This is a genomic window from Mycobacterium sp. 852013-51886_SCH5428379 (assembly GCF_001665575.1).
Lineage (GTDB): Bacteria > Actinomycetota > Actinomycetes > Mycobacteriales > Mycobacteriaceae > Mycobacterium.
This window is the reverse complement of the sequence record NZ_LZSU01000020.1, coordinates 12,437-30,238: the sequence shown is the minus strand read 5'-3', so window position 1 is coordinate 30,238 and position 17,802 is coordinate 12,437. Positions and strand designations below refer to the sequence as shown.

14 protein-coding genes are annotated in these 17,802 nt (G+C 71.6%); 8 read left to right on the top strand and 6 right to left on the bottom strand.

The annotated features are described in order from the left end of the window. Positions 1–53 precede the first annotated feature (53 nt). Positions 54–659, bottom strand: coding sequence for a TetR/AcrR family transcriptional regulator (locus A5757_RS09500; protein WP_066832399.1), 606 nt, complete (start codon positions 657–659; stop codon positions 54–56). A gap of 18 nt (positions 660–677) precedes the next feature. After that, positions 678–1,877: a glycoside hydrolase family 3 N-terminal domain-containing protein gene (locus A5757_RS09495; protein ID WP_197497303.1), complete on the bottom strand. Its 1,200-nt coding sequence runs from the start codon at positions 1,875–1,877 to the stop codon at positions 678–680. Between the two features lie 95 nt (positions 1,878–1,972). Here A5757_RS09495 and A5757_RS09490 point away from each other — a divergent pair, with 95 nt between their 5' ends. The 3 genes from A5757_RS09490 to A5757_RS09480 are packed head-to-tail and all read left to right on the top strand — an operon-like array spanning position 1,973 to position 6,981. Beyond that, positions 1,973–2,461, top strand: a complete 489-nt coding sequence (locus tag A5757_RS09490; protein ID WP_066832395.1) for a universal stress protein — start codon at positions 1,973–1,975, stop codon at positions 2,459–2,461. Positions 2,462–2,486: 25 nt separating this feature from the next. Continuing rightward, a complete protein-coding gene (locus A5757_RS09485) occupies positions 2,487–2,660 on the top strand; it encodes a DUF2613 domain-containing protein (RefSeq protein WP_066832392.1) in 174 nt (57 codons plus the stop codon). Between the two features lie 16 nt (positions 2,661–2,676). After that, positions 2,677–6,981: an alpha-(1->3)-arabinofuranosyltransferase gene (locus A5757_RS09480; protein ID WP_197497305.1), complete on the top strand. Its 4,305-nt coding sequence runs from the start codon at positions 2,677–2,679 to the stop codon at positions 6,979–6,981. On the opposite strand, the gene A5757_RS09475 is transcribed toward A5757_RS09480, so the two are convergent. Together A5757_RS09475 and A5757_RS09470 are read right to left on the bottom strand one after the other, a co-directional pair. After that, entirely contained in the window at positions 6,863–8,479 is a 1,617-nt protein-coding gene (locus A5757_RS09475) for an MFS transporter (protein WP_066832389.1), read from the bottom strand. The genes A5757_RS09480 and A5757_RS09475 overlap by 119 nt on opposite strands. 63 nt (positions 8,480–8,542) lie before the next feature. Then, a complete protein-coding gene (locus A5757_RS09470) occupies positions 8,543–9,676 on the bottom strand; it encodes an acyltransferase (RefSeq protein ID WP_156618280.1) in 1,134 nt (377 codons plus the stop codon). A gap of 225 nt (positions 9,677–9,901) precedes the next feature. Between A5757_RS09470 and A5757_RS09465 the strand changes: the two genes are divergently transcribed. Continuing rightward, a complete protein-coding gene (locus tag A5757_RS09465; RefSeq protein ID WP_066832384.1) occupies positions 9,902–11,104 on the top strand; it encodes a DUF3068 domain-containing protein in 1,203 nt (400 codons plus the stop codon). Positions 11,105–11,115: 11 nt separating this feature from the next. After that, a complete protein-coding gene (locus A5757_RS09460; RefSeq protein ID WP_231983937.1) occupies positions 11,116–12,813 on the top strand; it encodes a hypothetical protein in 1,698 nt (565 codons plus the stop codon). On the opposite strand, the gene A5757_RS09455 is transcribed toward A5757_RS09460, so the two are convergent. Next, a complete protein-coding gene (locus A5757_RS09455) occupies positions 12,775–13,971 on the bottom strand; it encodes a glycosyltransferase family 4 protein (protein WP_066832379.1) in 1,197 nt (398 codons plus the stop codon). The two genes, A5757_RS09460 and A5757_RS09455, sit on opposite strands and share 39 nt — an antisense overlap. A 35-nt stretch (positions 13,972–14,006) precedes the next feature. Here A5757_RS09455 and A5757_RS09450 point away from each other — a divergent pair, with 35 nt between their 5' ends. The 3 genes from A5757_RS09450 to A5757_RS09440 all read left to right on the top strand — a co-directional run bounded on the left by A5757_RS09450 (position 14,007) and on the right by A5757_RS09440 (position 17,276). Then, positions 14,007–14,822: a class I SAM-dependent methyltransferase gene (locus tag A5757_RS09450; protein ID WP_066832376.1), complete on the top strand. Its 816-nt coding sequence runs from the start codon at positions 14,007–14,009 to the stop codon at positions 14,820–14,822. Between the two features lie 5 nt (positions 14,823–14,827). Then, a complete protein-coding gene (locus A5757_RS09445; RefSeq protein WP_066832442.1) occupies positions 14,828–16,306 on the top strand; it encodes an aldehyde dehydrogenase in 1,479 nt (492 codons plus the stop codon). A gap of 352 nt (positions 16,307–16,658) precedes the next feature. Continuing rightward, positions 16,659–17,276: a TetR/AcrR family transcriptional regulator gene (locus tag A5757_RS09440; protein WP_231983936.1), complete on the top strand. Its 618-nt coding sequence runs from the start codon at positions 16,659–16,661 to the stop codon at positions 17,274–17,276. Here the strand turns inward: A5757_RS09440 and A5757_RS09435 are convergent. Then, complete coding sequence (locus A5757_RS09435) at positions 17,266–17,802, bottom strand: dihydrofolate reductase family protein (RefSeq protein WP_066832373.1); 537 nt, start codon at positions 17,800–17,802, stop codon at positions 17,266–17,268. The genes A5757_RS09440 and A5757_RS09435 overlap by 11 nt on opposite strands.

Below are 17,802 nucleotides of genomic sequence, written 5' to 3'. Positions count from 1 at the left end.
CGAAACTGCTCACAGATCGCGTTTTCGCCGCGAATCGTGATCTGTGAGCAGTCTCAGCGGTCCTTTTCGGCCGGGGTGGCTCGCAGGCCGCGCCAGAACAGGTTGATCATCAGTTCGGCGGCCTCATCGACGTCGGCGTCGCCGGCACTGACGCGGGTCGCGATCGCCTCCCCCGCCCCCACCAGAGCGACCGCCATCATGTCGAAGTCGGTGTCCGGTTCAGGGTTGCGGGTGCCTGAGGTCAGCAGCCGGCTCACCAGGTCGATGATGCGTTCGCGGCCCTCCCGGACGGTGTGCGCGAATGCCTGCGAACTGGTGGCCTGGGTGTAGAGCACGATCCACGACGCCCGGTTGGTGTCGATATAGCTCAGGAACGCGCGAACGGCGTTGCGCAGCAGGTCTTTCGGCGCCTGGGTGAAGTCGATCTCGCTGCGCACCTGGTCGACGAAGCGGGCCAGTTCGCGGTTCAGGCAGGCACCGAAGAGCTCCTCCTTGGAGCCGTAGTACAGATACAGCATCGGCTTGCTGATCTGCGCCTCGGCGGCGATGGCGTCCATCGACGTCTCGTGATAGCCGTTGACGGAGAACATCTGCACCGCGGCGTCGAGCATCTGCTGCTCACGGACCGCCCGCGGTAGCCGCTTCGTTCCACCTGCCATCAGATCAGCGTAGGCAGGTCAGCCGCCGCAGAGCGGGCTCGGCCCCTTGACCGCCGCCATCCGCAGCACCGACTGATCCACCCGCGACGGGGACAGCTCACCGGATGCCAGCGCCTTCTCCAGCCGGTCGAGGACCGCGGGCACCTCGGCCGTCGACACCCACAGCGCGGTGTCGGCACCGGCCTGCAGGGCGCGCAGCGCGGCGTCGGGCACCCCGTAGCGATCGGTGATCGCCCGCATGCTCGAGATGTCGTCGGTGAACACCGGACCGTTGAACCCCGGACCCCCGTAGTCGCCGGAGCGCAGCAGTCCGTAGGCCGCGGGGCTCAGGCTGGCCGGATCGCTGCCGGTCAGACCGGGCACCTGCATGTGGCCCACCATCACCCCGACGGGCGGCTGCGCGGTCAGCGCGCGGTACGGGACCAGATCGCGCTCCTGCAGTTCGGCCAGCGGCGGCGTCACCACACCCTGGGCGTGCGAGTCGCCCGACGCGCTGCCGTGGCCGGGGAAGTGCTTGAGCACCGGCAGCACCCCGGCGTCGCGCAACCCGCGGGCGTACGCACCGGCGTACTCGGTGACCGTCATCGGATCCGAGCCGAACGCCCGGTCGCCGATGACGCTGGAGGCGTCCGCGTCGGTCACGTCGACGACGGGGGCGAAGTCGATCGTGATGCCGAGGCGGCGCATCGCCTGACCGCGCTCCCGGGCGATGCCGTAGACCTGCTCGGGGGTCGACGTGGCCGCCAGCTCGCGCGCCGACGGTTGGGCGCCGATCAGACCGGACAACCGCGACACCCGGCCTCCCTCCTCGTCCACGCTGACCGCCAGCGGCAGCGGTGTGGCGGAGGAGGCGATCTCGGCCAGCGATCCGTCCGAGAGCATCGACTTGTCGGTCCAGCTGGCGATCATGATGCCGCCGACACGATGGGCGTCGGCCACGGCGCGCGCGTCGGCGGCGTCGCTCACCCCGACCATCAGCAGCTGGGCTAGCTTGTCGCGGGCCGACATCCCGGCCAGCAGCGCCGCACCGTCACCGCACGCCGGCGCCCCGGGCGCCAGCGGCGCGGGCGCGTTCGGCAGGGCGCCGGGTTGGGCCACCGCGGTGTTCACCGGCGTCACAACAGGTTGGGGCGCCTCGGGTTGTTCGGCGGCGGGCGCGCAGGCGACCAGCAGTCCGGAGGTCGCCGCGAGTGCACACAATCCACGGGTCCATCGCATGGACCCCGACACTAACCGCTACGACCGCGGTAATCGATGCGCCCGGCCGTGGAACGGCCATCCCATAGGGTGGAGATCCGGACGAAGGAGGGCAGATGGCGCGCGAGCGGGCAGCGAAGACACCACCCGTCGAGACCATGGTCATCGCCTACGACGGCACCAGCAACGCCCGTCGCGCCGTGCAATATGCGGGCCGCCTCCTGGCCTTCCACCGCGCCGTCGTACTCACCGTGTGGTCGCCCGTACAACGCGGTCAGGCGCCTGCGGCGCTCGATCTGGACGGGCCACCGGACGTCGTGGACGACGACGACATCGACATGGCCTACGCCGACGCCCAGCGCACCAACGCCGAGGGCGTCGCCCTGGCCCAGAAGGCCGGGCTCACCGCCGACCCGCTGTGCGCCGCCATCCAGGGCACCGTGTGGGGCACGATCATCGAGGCCGCCGACAAGCTCGACGCCGCCCTGATCGTCACCGGAACGCGCGGAACGACCGGTCTGCGGTCCCTGATGCAGTCCAGCGTCGCCGACAATGTGCTGCGCCGCGGGCACCGGCCGGTGCTGATCGTGCCACCGGGCCGCTGACGTCCCCCGTGCTAGTTTTGGCGCCATGGAACGGTTCATCGTCCCCTCCGCGGCCAGCATCGTCGTCGGCCTGCTGCTGGGCGCGGCGGCCGTCTTCGGGGTGACGCTGATGGTGCAGCAGGACACGAAGCCCCCGCTGCAGGCGGGCGATCCGGCGTCCTCGGTGCTGAACCGGGTCGAGTACGGCGACAGGGGTTAGTTCGCCCGCCCCGCCGCTGTCGCGGCGCTGGCTGTGGGTAGCCGCCGCGGCGGCGCTGCTCCTGACGTTCGCCCAGTCGCCCGGACAGATCTCACCCGACACCAAGCTCGATCTCACAGCGAACCCGCTGCAGTTCCTCGCGCGCGCCGCCAATCTCTGGAACAGCGACCTGCCGTTCGGTCAGGCGCAGAACCAGGCCTACGGCTACCTCTTCCCGCACGGCACGTTCTTCCTCGCCGGTGACCTGCTCGGTGTTCCGGGCTGGGTGACGCAGCGGCTGTGGTGGGCGCTGCTGCTGGTCGTCGGGTTCTGGGGGGTGCTCCGGGTCGCCGAGGCACTCGGGATCGGCACCACGTCTGCCCGCGTCGTCGGCGCCGTCGCCTACGCGCTGTCCCCGCGGGTGCTGACCACGCTCGGCGCGCTGTCGTCGGAGACGCTGCCGATGATGCTGGCGCCGTGGGTGCTGCTGCCGGTGATCATGGCATTGGGCGGGCCGGCAGGGGTGGGAGTGACACTGCGGGGTGACCCTCGGATCCGGTTGCTGGCCGCCCGCTCGGCGGGCGCCATCGCGCTGATGGGCGCGGTCAACGCGGTGGCCACGCTGACCGGCTGCCTGGCCGCGGTGTTGTGGTGGGCGTGCCACCGGCCCGGCCGACGATGGCTGAAATTCACCGCGTGGTGGTTGGGCTGCTCGGCGCTCGCGGTGCTGTGGTGGGTCATCCCGCTGCTGCTGCTCGGCCGGATCAGCCCGCCGTTCCTCGATTTCATCGAGTCCTCGGGCGTGACCACCCAGTGGATGTCGCTGACCGAGATGCTGCGCGGCACCGGCAGTTGGACGCCGTTCGTGGCGCCCACCGCCACGGCCGGTTCGCCGCTGGTGACCGGATCGGTGGCGGTGCTGGCGACGGTGCTGGTCGCCGCGGCGGGGCTGGCCGGGCTGGCGATGCGGACGATGCCCGCGCGCGGCCGCCTGACGGTGATCCTGCTGGCCGGGGTGGCGCTGCTGGCGGCCGGCTACTCCGGTGGCCTCGGCTCACCGGTGGCCGCGCAGGTCCAGGCCTTCCTCGACGCCGACGGCACACCGCTGCGCAATCTGCAGAAACTCGACCCCGTGCTGCGGTTGCCGTTGGCGCTGGGGCTGACCCATCTGCTGGGACGGGTCCCGCTGCCCGGCAGCGTCCCGCGGCCGGTGTGGATCGACGCGCTCGCCCATCCCGAACGGGACCGGCGCGTCGCCGTCGGCCTCGTCGTGCTGACCGCGCTGGCCGCGGGTACGTCGCTGGCGTGGACGGGCCGGCTCACCCCGCCCGGCGCGTTCACCGCCATCCCGCCGTACTGGCACGACGCCGCGCAGTGGCTCGATGAGCACAACACCGGCGGCCCGACGGCGGGCCGGGTGCTGGTGGTGCCGGGTGCGCCGTTCGCCACCCAGATCTGGGGCAGCAGCCACGACGAGCCGCTGCAGGTGCTCGGCGACAGCCCGTGGGGGGTGCGCGACTCGATCCCGCTCACGCCGCCGGAGACCATCCGCGCACTCGACTCGGTGCAGCGCCTGCTCGCGGCGGGCCGGCCCTCGGCCGGTCTGGCCGACACCCTGGCCCGGCAGGGCATCTCCTACGTCGTGGTCCGCAACGACCTCGATCCGGAGGCGTCCCGCTCGGCCCGCCCGATCCTGGTGCACCGCGCGATCGACGGCTCCCCCGGGCTGACCCGCGTCGCACAGTTCGGCGACCCCGTCGGCCCCGGCACCCTGGAGGGGTTCGTCACCGACAGCGGGCTGCGACCGGACTATCCGCCGGTGGAGATCTACCGCGTCGCGACGCAGGACAATCCGGCGGCGCCATATCTGGTCGACGCCGACGCGATGGCCCGCATCGACGGCGCCCCCGAGGCGCTGCTGCGCATCGACGAGCGCCGGCGGCTGCTCGGCCAACCGCCGCTGGGGCCGATGCTGCTGACCGCCGACGCGCAGCGCGCCGGGCTGCCGGTGCCGGTGGTCACCGTGACCGATACCCCGACCGCCCGGGAGACCGACTACGGCCGCGTCGACGACCACTCGTCGGCGATCCGCACCCCCGACGATCGGCGCCACACCTTCAACCGGGTGCCCGACTATCCGTCAGCGGGCACGGATCCGGTGTACGGGCGGTGGAGCGGTGGCCGGCTGACGGTGTCGAGTTCGGCGGCCGACTCGACCGCGCTGCCGAACGTGGCGCCGGCGACGGGCCCGGCCGCCGTCATCGACTCCGACTCGTCCACCAGTTGGGTGTCCAATTCCCTGCAGGCCGCGCTGGGCCAGTGGCTGCAGATCGACTTCGACAAACCCGTCACCAACGCCGCGATCACCGTCACGCCGAGCGCCACGGCCATCGGCGCGCAGGTCCGCCGGATCGAGGTGGCCACCGTCAACGGCACGACGACCCTGCGGTTCGACGAACCGGGCAAACCGCTGACAGTCGCCCTGCCCTACGGGGAGACGCCGTGGGTGCGGCTGACCGCGACCGGCACCGACGACGGGTCCAGCGGTGTGCAGTTCGGCATCACCGATCTGTCGGTCACCCAGTACGACGCCAACGGCTTCGCCACGCCGGTCCAGCTCCGCCACACCGTCGTGGTCCCGGGACCGCCGGAGGGTTCGGCGGTGGCGCAATGGGATCTGGGATCGGAGATGCTGGGCCGGCCGGGGTGCGTGGACAGCCCCGAGGGCGTGAAGTGCGCGGCCACGATGGCGCTGTCCCCGGAGGAGCCGGTCAACCTGAGCCGCACCCTGACGGTGCCGACCGCGATGCCGGTGACGCCGACGGTGTGGCTGCGGGCCCGGCAGGGGCCGAATCTGGCCGAGCTGATCGCCCAGCCCGACGCGATCCGGGCGACCGGCGACTCCGAGGTGATCGACATCCTCGGCTCGGCGTTCGCCGCCGCCGACGGCGACCCCGATACGGCATGGACGGCGCCGCAGCGGGTGACCCAGCGCCGCAGCCCGCCGACGCTGACGCTGACGCTGCCCACCGAGACCGAGGTCGCCGCCGTGCGGGTCACGCCGAGCCGCACGCAGCCGCCCGCACATCCCACGCTGGTCGCCGTCGACCTGGGCAACGGTCCGCAGATCCGCGAGTTGCCGCCGGCCGCGAAGTCGCAGACCCTCGCGCTGGCCCCGCACCGCACCTCCGAGATCAAGGTGTCGCTGCTGGACTGGAAGGACGTCATCGACCGCACCGCACTGGGATTCGACCAGCTCAAACCGCCCGGGCTGGCGGAGGTCGTCCCCCTCGACAGCGCCGGCCGGCCGATCGGCGCGGCCGACGCCACGGCCAACCGCTCGCGGGAGGTGTCGCTGCCCTGCGGGCAGGGCCCGATCATCGGCGTCGCCGGGCAGTTCGTGCCCACCGAGGTCACCACCACCGTCGGCGATCTGCTCGACGGCGAGCCGGTGTCCGCCCGGCCGTGCCGGACCGAACCGATCGAGCTGTCTGCCGGGGAGCAGGAGTTGCTCGTCAGCCCCGGCAACGCCTTCGTCGTCGACGGCGTCCAGCTGACCGGACCGCTCAGCACGCAGATCCGTCCCGCGGGTACGACCCTGGCCGACACCGGCGCCTGGGGTCCGGACCGGCGGGAGGTGACGGTGCTCGGCGCGCAACGCGACCGGGTGCTGGTGGTGCCGGAGAGCGTCAACCCGGGCTGGCATGCGCGGACGGCCGACGGCGCCGAGCTCACCCCGGTCGTCGTCAACGGCTGGCAGCAGGGCTGGCTGGTGCCCGCGGCGACGACGGGCACCGTCACGCTGGCGTTCGCCTCCAACACGCTCTACCGCGCCGGGCTGATCGTCGGGCTGTCGCTGCTGCCGCTGCTCGCGTTGCTGGCCTGGCTACCCGCCCGCCGACGCTCCGCCGATCCCGCGGTCCGCCCGTGGTCACCCGGACCCGTGGTCGCGAGCGCCGGCGCGGTGGCGATCGGCGCCGTCGTCTCCGGGGTCGTCGGCGTGGCGGTGGTGGGCCTCGCGCTGGGCGGGCTGTACCTGCTGCGCCACCGGGAGCGGCTGCGGGACCGCCTGACCGTCGGCGTCACCGCCGGCGGGCTGATCCTGGCCGGGGCCGCGCTGGCCCAGCATCCGTGGCGTTCGGTGGACGGTTACGTCGGCCACGCGGCAGGCGTGCAGCTACTCGCGCTGATCTCGGTCGCCACCCTCGCCGCCTCCGTCGCGCTCACCTCGTCGGCCGGTCGGTCGGATGCACCGCGATCAGATGCCGCACCGTCGGCTCCCCCCGGACGAACCGCTCCACCGCCTGCTCGGCCAGCAGATCCTGACCCGTCTGCCGGGTGACGTGCTGGCGCAGATGCTCCTGCCACGACCGCACCACCCAGCCCTCGACGAAGGTGTCCGCATCCTCACCGCTGCGGAACAGCTGCCACTGTGACGCGCCGGTGCGCTGCCGGGACCGTCCGACGCGCGCCATCGCCGCGAGGAACCCCGCTTCGTCCTCGGGCGCGACGCAATAGGACCTGAGAACGACGACGGGTCCGTCGGGCGCCGCCGGTTCGAACACCAGCGCCGGTTCGGGCCAGTGCGCCGACGGGGTCACGTCGAGGTTGCCGGTGCTGCGGTGCAGCGGCCACCACAGCACCGACACCGCGCACACCAGCAGCAACGCGGCGCTGATCAGCAGCGCCGTCACACTGCTGGTGGCGCCCGCCACCAGACCCCACACCAGCGAGCCCAGCGCCTGGCCGCCCATGAACACCAGCTGGTAGACCGACAGACCCCTGGCCCGCACCCACGCCGGCAGGCTCAGCTGCATCGAGGCGTTCAGCGTCGACAGCGACATCAGCCAGCACAGGCCGCCCACCACCAGCGCGACCAGCACGACCCAGAACACCGGGACGAGCGCCAGCACCGTCGTCGCGGCCGCGAAACCGACCGCGGCGGTCGCCAGCAGGGCGGTCTGACCGAACACGGCCTGTAGCCGCGTCAGCACCACGGCCCCCGACACCGCACCGACCCCGAGTGCACCGAGCATCACCCCGTAACCCGCAGAGGACTGGTGTAGCTGCCGGTCGGCGATCACCGCGAGCAATCCCCACAGCGCGCTGCCGGGCGCGATGAACAGCACGGTCCGCAGCAGGATCCGGCGGACCACCGGCGAACTGCGGATGTACCGCCCGCCGGCGCTCAATGCGGCCAGCGGCCGCTCCGAGGGCATCGTCCGGTCGTCGGCGGGCCGGCGCCAGAAGGCGAGCACCACGACGATCCCCACGAAGGACACCGCGTTGAGCGCGAACACCAGCGTCGGACCCGACAGCGACACCAGCACCCCGGCGACCGCAGGTCCGATCGCACGCGCCCCGTTGACGCTCATACTGCTCAGCGCGGCCGCGGCCGGGATCTGCTCGCGCGGGACGAGTTCGGGCTGGATCGCCTGCCAGGCCGGCGCGGTGAGCGCCTGACCGCAGCCGATCAGGAACAGCAGGAGCAGCAGCACCGACGGCGTCGCCAGCCCCGTCCCGCTGAGGGTGGCCAGCAGTGCGACCGCCGACGCCATCGCGGCCTGGGCGGCGATCAGCAGCCGCCGCCGGTCGACCAGGTCGGCCAGCACCCCCGACGGCAGAGCGAGCAGCATCACCGGCAGCGTGGTGGCCGTCTGCACCAGCGGCACCAGCACGGCCGCGTCCGGGTCCCCGACGAGCATCCACTGCGCACCGACGGTCTGCATCCAGGTCCCCATGTTGGACACCAGCTGCGCGATCCACAGCGCGCGGTACACGGGCGAGGAGAACGGCGCCCACCCGGATACGGGCGCGGCCGTGGTGCGCGTTCTCGCCATGGGGACCTTCCGACGGATCGCCAGCGGATACCCCGCTCATGGTGGCCCCAAAATCACCGACGGTCAGCGCGAGATCGGCTCCGCCGCGTCGGTGACGCTGCTATCCAGCGGCGGCGCGTGACGGGCGGGCGTCGCACCGGATTTGCCTGCCCGCAACTCCCAGCGCCGCAACGCCTCCCGACACGGGCTCTCCACCAGCGCATAACTGACCGCGGCGATCGCGAAGCCGAACAACAGCGTCAGCGGCAGCACGGTCAGCATGTGCCCGCTGAACGCGAATTCGCCGATCAGCGGGAACACCATCGCCAGCGCCGCCAGATGCCAGATGAACAGCCCGTAGGACCAGCGGCCCAGCGTCACCATCAGGGGGCTGCCCAGGATGCGGTGCGGGGTGTCGGGCCGGTCGAGCACCAGCGGCGCCAACAGCGCGCCGGCCAGGATCGCGCCCATCACCGTCTTGAGCGTGACCTGGCCGATGGTGCCGGGCTGCAGCCCTTCCCGCCCGGCCAGCGGCGACGCCGCGATCGCGAACGCCGCCACCGCGATCGCCGCCATCAGCCAGCGCCGCCGCGCCATCCGGTGCATCCAGCCGACCGGCCGCACCGTCAGCTCCGCCAGGATCATGCCCGCGGCGAACCAGGAGAAGAAGGCAGGCGGCCAGTTCCACAGGTTGTGGCCCGAGGCGCCGTCGAACGGGATGTACACCCAGAACAGGCTGGCGATCGCGGCGATCAGGAGCACGGGTATCCGCGCCGCGACCGGGAACCGTCGCACCAGCAGCGCCAACAGAGGCAGCGCCAGGTAGAAGCTGACCTCGACAGACAGACTCCACATCTGAGTCAGCCCCGCCGTCAGCGTCAGCGGCACATAGATCTGCGTGAGCGTGAGGTTGGCCAGCCACACCGTCGGATCGGCCACCCGGTCGGGCAGCAGCGACATGATCACCACCACCGCGACCAGATAGCCCGGCATGATGCGCACCAGTCGCGAGCGCAGGTAGTGCCCGGTCGGCGGGATCGCGCGCAGGCCGCGGGCCGCGGCGGCATGGCCGCGCCACAGCAGGAAACCCGACAGCGCGAAGAACACCGCGACCGCGAGGTCGAAGCGCCCGAAGAACCGCCCGTCGACGCCTTCGGTGTGGCCGGTCTGGAACGCGACGTGGGTGACGACGACGCCGATGGCCGCGCAGGCGCGCATGCCCTCCACCGCGGGCAGGAAACTGCGGGTGCCCCCGATCTGCTCGTCCGTCGTCACCTGAGTCAGTGTGCCAGCGTCGTCGGCCGGGTTCGGCTCGCCACCAGGTCGGAGTAAGTCGCGCCTTAATGAGTGCTGTTAGTGTCGAACCGGTTTTTGCCTCCACTCCCGGGTCGGGGCAGGTGGCGGTGCAGTTCTGGGGCGTACCCGGGCCGAAGGGAGCACGGATTGAACCGCGCAGTTGCGCTGCGTATCGCAGCGTGCGGACTCATGGGGCTGGGAGCTGCCCTGCTGATCGCCGCGCTGTTGCTGTCGACCTACACCAAGGGCAAGATCGCGAAGGTTCCGCTGAACCTGGACGCCACCCTGGTCAGCGACGGGACCGGCACCGCGTTCGACCCGGCCTCGCTGCTGGGCGAACGGTTCGTGGTGGACCGCGATGTGCCGATGACGATGCAGCAGCAGCTCACCGTTGAATCACCGGCCAACGCCGAGGTCGTCACCCTGGAGGTCGGCAGTACGCTGCGGCGCACCGACAAACAGCAGGACAACGGGCTGATGCTGGCGATGGTCGACACCGTGACGATGGACCGTTCCTCGGCCATGGCCGTGTCCAGCGAGAGCAACCCGGGTGGGTCGGTGCAGAAGCCGCGCGCGATCGGCGACCAGGATCCACCCACGAGCATCGCCCTGCCGCACGAGGGGTTGACCTACCGCTTCCCGTTCGACACGGAGAAGAAGAGCTACCCGATGTTCGACCCGATCGCGCAGAAGGCCTACGACGCCAACTACGACGGCGAGGAAGATGTCAATGGCCTGACCGCGCTGCGCTTCACCCAGAACGTCGGCTACGACGAGGAGGGCGAGCTCGTCGAACCGGTGAAGTACTCGTCGCTCTACGAGGACGACGCGGACAGCCAGGTCACGGCGCGCGCCGGGCTGTGGGGCCTCGAGGGTGATCCCGAGGAACCGATCACCATGAGCCGCTACTACGCCGCGCAGCGCACCTTCTGGGTCGATCCGGTGTCCGGCACGATCATCAAGACCGACGAGCACGCGAACCACTACTACGCCCGCGACGCGCTGCGGCCCGAGGTGACCTTCGTGGACTACAAGATCTCCTACGACGAGGAGACCGTCGAGTCGCAGGTCGCGGCCGCCCGCAGCGAGCGGGACCGGATTGCGCTGTGGGGCCGCATCCTGCCGATCACCTTCACCGCCCTGGGGCTGGTCTTCCTGGTCGGTGGCGCGCTGCTCGGATCGTTCAGCCTGCGCGCCGAATCGGCGCTGGCCGACCCCGGTCTCGACGACACCGACAACGGGTTCTTCCAGCGTGACGACGCCGGACAGCCGGTGCCGGGCGCCGAGGCCAGAACCGAGAAACTCCCGGCGCAGCGGCCGACCGACCTACCGCCCGACCGACCGGTCTGATCGCCCGCCACCTGCCGCCGGTCTACGCGCTGGCGCTGTCGCTGCTGGTGACGGCGCCACTGCTGGCACCCGGCTATCTGCTGCTGCGCGACGCGGTGTCCACGCCGCGGTCCTATCTGTCCGACGCGGCGCTCGGCCTGTCCGAGGCCGCGCCGCGTGCACTGCCGCAGGACTTCGCGGTTGCGATGGCCTCGCAGGTGCTCGACGGCGGGATCGTGGTCAAGGCGCTGCTGGTCGCCGGGTTGTGGCTGGCCGGCTGGGGTGCGGCCCGACTGGCCGCGACCGTGCTGCCCGACGCCGGTGTGCCCGGCCGGTGCGTGGCCGTGACCGTGGCGATCTGGAATCCGTACGTCGCCGAGCGGCTGCTGCAGGGGCACTGGAGTCTGCTGGTGGGCTACGGCGCCCTGCCATGGGTGGCCGCCACGGTGCTGCGGCTGCGCGACGGTTCGGGCGGTTGGTGGCCGTTGCCGTTCTGGATCGCGCTGGCCGGGCTGACACCGACCGGTGCGCTGCTCGCGACGGCGGTCGCACTGGTCGGCGTGTGCGCGCCGGGCGCCGGCCGGCGACGGTGGCAGGTGGTGGCCGCGACGCTGGCCGCGCTGCTGGTGACGGCGGCGCCGTGGCTGGTGGCCGCAGCGGTGTCGAAGTCGCTGGCGGCGACGGTGTCTGGATCGATGGCCTCCGGGGTCGCGGTGTTCGCGGCCAGGGCCGAACCGGGGCTCGGCACGCTGGGCAGTCTGGCCGGCCTCGGCGGCATCTGGAACGCGGAGGCGGTCCCCGACTCCCGGACCGGGCTGTTCGCCGTCGTCGCCACGCTGGCGCTGCTCGCGGTGGTGGCGGTCGGGGCGACGGTGGCGGTGCGCAGGCCTGCCGCGGTGCCGCTGCTGGTGCTGGCGGTCGCGGCGGTGGTGTTCCCTGCGCTGATGGCCACCGGTCCGGGGCTGGCCGCCGTGGAGGCGATCGTGCGCGTACTGCCCGGGCTCGGCGTACTGCGCGACGGCCAGAAGTGGGTGGCGCTGGCGGTGCCGGGTTACGCCGTCGCGGCGGCGGGTGTGGTGGTGGCGCTGCGGGGGCGCGTTCCGGTAGCGGCGGTCGGCGCGGTGAGCTGTGCGTTGCTCGTCGCGGTGCTGCCGGATCTGGCGTACGGCGTCGGCAACCGGATGGTGGCGGTGCGGTATCCGGCGGGCTGGTCGGCGGCCGCGGACATCGTCAACGCCGATCCGCGTCCGGTCGCGGTGTTACCGCCGGACAGCATGCGGCAGTTCGACTGGGCGGGTTCGGCGCCGGTGCTGGACCCGCTGCCGCGGTGGGTGCGCGCCGACGTGCTCAGCACCGGCGACCTCAACGTCGCCGGGACGACGGTGCCCGGGGAGGGCGGCCGCGCGCGGGCGGTCCAGGATCTGGTGATGGACGGGGCGTCGGCGCGGCAACTGGCCGACGCGGGCGTGGGCTGGGTGGTGGTCGAAGCCGGTGGATCGGCGCTGGACCTGCCGGTGGCCTACCGCGACGACGATCTCGCGGTGTACCGGGTGGGCGGCGACGCCACGAGTTCGCCGCACCGCACTCTGCTCATCGCTGTGCACGTGGCGTGGCTGGCGCTGCTGGCCGGGTCCGGACTGGCGGGTTGCGTAACGCTGTGGCGGACGTCCGGTGCGAAGATCGCCGTACCGTTACGCAGACGGCTCCGACGTGGGCCACACCAGACCTGACACGTGACGGCCGGCGCACACCGCATCGAGCACCTCACGCATGGCCAGCCCGCTCTGCCGCCACGAGAACTCCCCGCTGCGGGCCTGCGCCTTGGTGCCGAGCTGCTCGCGCAGCACCGGATCGCCGAGCAGCCGGTCGACCGCGTCGATGAGCCCGTCGAGGTCGTCGACCAGCAGACCCGTCACCCCGTCGACGATCGAGTCGGTGAGCCCGCCGGAGGACCGGTAGCCGACCGTCGGCACCGAGTGCTGACCGGCTTCGGTCACCGCCAACCCCCAGCCCTCCTTGCGCGACGGCAGCACGTGCACCCAGGATCGTTGCAGCACAGCGTGTTTGACGTCGTCGTCGACGTGACCGTGGAACGTCACCGCGGCGCTGATACCCAGGCGGGCCGCATGCTCGACCAGGTTCGGCTGCCACCAGCCCCCGCCGACCACGTCGAGGTGCAGTCCGGGCACCCGGCCGCGCAGCGCGGCGACGGCGGCGAGGGCATCTTCGATCTGCTTGTGCGGCACCAACCGCGACAGCACCGCGATCCGCGGCGTCTCCGACCGCGGCAGCGTCAGCGTGTGCGCCGGGGCCTCGTCGAGCCCGTTGCGCACGACCGCGATCCGTGCCGCGTCCACGCCCAGCTCGTCGAGGTCGCGCACCGACGGCAGCGACACCGTCACGTACTGCGCCCGCCGGTGCACCCGCGGCGACAGCCACGATTCGACGAACCAGCCGATGCGGCCCAGCACCGGACCCGCGACCGGCCACTGCGCGCGATGGCAGTGATGCACCAGCACCGCGACGCGGCGGCCGTAGATCAGCCGGGCCAGGAACGGCAGCCCGTTCTGGGTGTCGACGACCACGTCCGGGCGCACCCGCCGCAGCGGACCCACCCCGACGCGGGCCAGCGCCATCGCCAGCAGCGCCCACAGGTACACGGTGTACGGACCGCCGGCCCGCGAGACGTGCACACCGTCGACGGTCTCGCGCCGGGCCGATCCGGGATAGCGCGCGGTCCGCAGGGTCACCTGAACGCCGGCGGCCGCCAGCTGCTCCCCGATCCGCTGCAGGTACATCTCGCTGCCGCCGCCCTGCGGGTGCCCGGTGTCGCGCCAGCACAGCAGCAACACCGAACGTAATGGCCGATCAGGCCGACGGGAGGACATCGTCAGCCAGCCTAACGGCTGGTTAGGGTCGACCGGTGGCAGCCACCGAGACCTTCGCCCGCCGGGCCACCCTGTCGCGGTCGGTGCGACTGCTCGGTGAGTTCCGCTTCGAGCAGCGCGATCCGGCCCGGTTCTACGGCGCCCTCGCGGACGACACCGCGGCCATGGTGGCCGAGCTGTGGCAGGCCGCCACGGGCGACACCCCGGCGGGGCGCACGGTGCTCGACGTGGGCGGCGGGCCCGGATACTTCGCGGAGGCGTTCGCCCGTCACGGCATGACCTATTTCGGGGTGGAGCCCGATCCGCGGGAGATGCACGCCGGAGCCGCCCCGGCGGCGGCATCCGGTGACAGCTCCCGCCGCTTCATCCGGGCGTCCGGGACGGCGCTGCCGATCGCCGACGGCAGCGTCGACATCTGCCTGTCGTCGAACGTCGCCGAACACGTCGCCGAGCCCTGGCGGCTCGGCGCGGAGATGCTGCGCGTAACCCGTCCGGGCGGGCTCGCGGTGCTGTCCTACACCGTCTGGCTGGGCCCGTTCGGCGGGCACGAGATGGGGCTGACCCACTATCTCGGCGGCGCCCGGGCCGCCGAGCGCTACACCCGCCGACACGGCCATCGGCCGAAGAACGACTACGGATCGTCGCTCTTCGCGGTGTCGGCCGCCGACGGTCTGCGCTGGGCTGCGTCGACGGGTGCGCTGGTGGCCGCTTTTCCCCGCTACCACCCACGTTGGGCGTGGTGGCTGACCCGGGTGCCCGGGCTGCGGGAGTTCCTCGTGAGCAATCTCGTCCTGGTGCTGCAGCCCCGAACTGCAACAGGTTCTCGTTCGGCCGGACCTTCGGTAGTGTGACCGCCATGACACAGACTGTGGAAACGTCGTATCAGACTTCGTACGACAAGCTGTTCATCGGCGGCAAGTGGGTCGAGCCGTCCACCTCCGACGTCATCGACGTCTTCTCGCCCGCGACGGGCGAGAAGGTCGGCCAGGTGCCGCTGGCGGCCGCGGCCGACGTCGACGCCGCGTGCGCCGCCGCCCGCAAGGCGTTCGACGAGGGTCCGTGGCCGAAGATGTCGCCGGCCGAGCGGGCCGCGGTGCTCGGCGCTGCCGTCAAACTGATGGAGGAGCGCGGCGACGAGCTGAAGTTCCTGCTCAAGGCCGAGACCGGGCAGCCGGCGATGATCGTCGACATGATGCAGTACGGCGCGGCCATGGCCGCGTTCACGTACTACGCGGGTGCGGCCGACAAGTTCACCTGGTCCGACATCCGCGACGGCATCTACGGCCAGACGCTGGTGACGCGCGAGCCGATCGGTGTGGTCGGTGCGATCACCGCGTGGAACGTGCCGTTCTTCCTGGCCGCCAACAAGCTGGGCCCGGCCCTGCTGGCCGGCTGCACGATCGTGCTCAAGCCCGCCGCCGAGACGCCGCTGTCGGTGTTCGCGATGGCGCAGATGTTCGCCGAGGCCGGCCTGCCCGAGGGCGTGCTGTCCATCGTGCCGGGCGGTCCGGAGACCGGCCGCGCGCTGACGGCCAGCGACGCCATCGACAAGTACACGTTCACCGGCAGCTCGGCCGTCGGCAAGGAGATCGGCAAGCTGGCCGCCGAGAAACTCAAGCCGTGCACGCTGGAGCTGGGCGGCAAGTCTGCCGCGATCGTCCTCGAAGACGCCGATCTGGACAGCACGCTGCCCATGCTGGCGTTCTCCGGGGTGATGAACTCCGGCCAGGCCTGCGTCGCGCAGACCCGCGTGCTGGCGCCACGCTCGCGCTACGACGAGGTGGTGGAGAAGCTGGCCAACTTCGTCTCCGCCATGCCGGTCGGCCTGCCCGACGACGCGAACGCCGCGATCGGCCCGCTGATCAGCGAGAAGCAGCGCGAACGCGTCGAGAGCTACATCAAGAAGGGCACCGAGGAGGGTGCCCGGGTCGTCACCGGTGGCGGCCGCCCCGACGGCCTGGACAGCGGATGGTTCGTGCAGCCCACGGTCTTCGCCGACGTCGACAACTCGATGACGATCGCCCAGGAGGAGATCTTCGGACCGGTGCTGGCGGTGATCCCCTACGAGGACGAGGCCGACGCGGTCCGGATCGCCAACGATTCGGTCTACGGGCTGGCCGGCAGCGTGTGGACGACCGACAACAAGAAGGCCCTCGAGATCGCGAGCAAGATCCGCACCGGCACGTACGCGGTGAACATGTACGCGTTCGATCCGGGTGCACCGTTCGGCGGTTACAAGAACTCGGGCATCGGCCGGGAGAACGGGCCGGAGGGCATCGAGCAGTACTGCCAGGCCAAGAGCACGCTGCTGCCGTTCGGTTACACGCCGGAGTAGGCCGATACGAAAAGGGCCCGCAGGCTGGTATTTCCCCAGCGTGCGGGCCCTTTCGAACGTTGGTGTGGCGCCCGCTCCGGGGCCGCCGGTTCGGGCGCCGCACCTATTATGACCATATTCATAGTTACGGCGCATCCCCCGGGGTCCGATATCCCGCTTGGTGGACCCGAGCGGGCTGTTCTATGCTTTCTGTCATAGAACAGGAGGACCGCCATGTGGATGGTCGAACTCAACATCGCCGGCCGGAAGTTCGTCCATTACCTCCCGCGCGGTCGCCGCTTCACGTTCCCCGCGCGACCGGTGTGGCGTTCCACGCCGCACCGTCCGCCTTCCGCCGCCTGACCTGGATCTGATGACCAAGACCCGCCCCCACCGAGGTGCCACGCGCACCAGCATGCTGATCAGCGCCGCCGATGTCCTCCGGGAACGCGGCGCGGCCGGCGTCACCATCGACGAGGTGCTGCAGCGCAGCGGCGCTCCCCGCGGCAGCGTCTACCACCACTTCCCCGAAGGCCGCAATCAGATCGTCTTCGAGGCGCTGAAGTACGCGGGCGAGTCCATCACCGCGGTCATCGACCAGGCCGCAGCCAAGGGCGGACTGCATCTGGTGCACCGGTTCGTCGAGTTCTGGACCACGCTGCTGTCCGACAGCGAGTTCACCGCGGGCTGCCCGGTGGCGGGTGCGGCCATCGGCGCCGCCGAGGACGAACCACAGCTGACCTCCGTCGCCGGGGCGATCTTCGAGCACTGGCGGGATGCGTTGACGCGGGCGTTCGAGGTCGACGGCAGCGAACCGGCCGAGGCGGCGTCGCTGTCGATCACGTGCATCGCGGCGCTGGAGGGGGCGGTGGTGCTGTGCCGCGCGACCCGCAGCGTCGACCCGCTGCGTGAGGTCGATGCGCAGCTCGAGTTCCTGATCAAGTCGCGGGAATTCATCCGCCGCTTCGGCGTGCCCGCCGTCAGCCGCTGACCGGTCTCACCGAAACCCATCGGGCACAGAGGAACTCGCCGTTGACGGCGGTTTCGGCGAGCGTCCACTCCGAGCGGACCGGCAGCACCGGCGATCCCGCGCCCAGTGAGCACGGCGCGTAGGTCACCACCATCTCGTCGACCAGGCCGGCGGTGACGAACTGTGCGGCGATGACACCGCCTCCGACCACCCACACGTGCCTGTCGCCGGCCGCGGCCACCAGCTCGGGATACAGGTCGCGCACGTCGCCGGAGAACGTGCGCACCGGATGCGCATCGTCGATGATGTGCGGCCGACTGGTCGTCACCCAGCTGGGCTGGGTGTACGGCCAGGCACCCTGCTCGTGGTGAACGATCCATTCGTAGGTGGCCGAACCCATCACCAGCGCACCGACACCGGCCGCGAAGTCCTCGTAGTGGAACGGGCCGTGGGGATCGATGTGGCGGCTCAGCAGCCAGTCGAGGCTGTCCGCGTCGTCGACGATGTAGCCGTCCAGACTGGAGGCCGTGTAGTAGATGCACGCCAT

Coding starts and splice junctions, on each gene's coding strand:
- A5757_RS09500 (WP_066832399.1), bottom strand. CDS start 659: ATGGCAGGTGGAACGAAGCGGCTACCGCGGGCGGTCCGTGAGCAGCAG.
- A5757_RS09495 (WP_197497303.1), bottom strand. CDS start 1,877: ATGCGATGGACCCGTGGATTGTGTGCACTCGCGGCGACCTCCGGACTG.
- A5757_RS09490 (WP_066832395.1), top strand. CDS start 1,973: ATGGCGCGCGAGCGGGCAGCGAAGACACCACCCGTCGAGACCATGGTC.
- A5757_RS09485 (WP_066832392.1), top strand. CDS start 2,487: ATGGAACGGTTCATCGTCCCCTCCGCGGCCAGCATCGTCGTCGGCCTG.
- A5757_RS09475 (WP_066832389.1), bottom strand. CDS start 8,479: ATGGCGAGAACGCGCACCACGGCCGCGCCCGTATCCGGGTGGGCGCCG.
- A5757_RS09470 (WP_156618280.1), bottom strand. CDS start 9,676: ATGCGCGCCTGCGCGGCCATCGGCGTCGTCGTCACCCACGTCGCGTTC.
- A5757_RS09455 (WP_066832379.1), bottom strand. CDS start 13,971: ATGTCCTCCCGTCGGCCTGATCGGCCATTACGTTCGGTGTTGCTGCTG.
- A5757_RS09445 (WP_066832442.1), top strand. CDS start 14,828: ATGACACAGACTGTGGAAACGTCGTATCAGACTTCGTACGACAAGCTG.
- A5757_RS09440 (WP_231983936.1), top strand. CDS start 16,659: ATGACCAAGACCCGCCCCCACCGAGGTGCCACGCGCACCAGCATGCTG.
- A5757_RS09435 (WP_066832373.1), bottom strand. CDS start 17,802: ATGGCGTGCATCTACTACACGGCCTCCAGTCTGGACGGCTACATCGTC.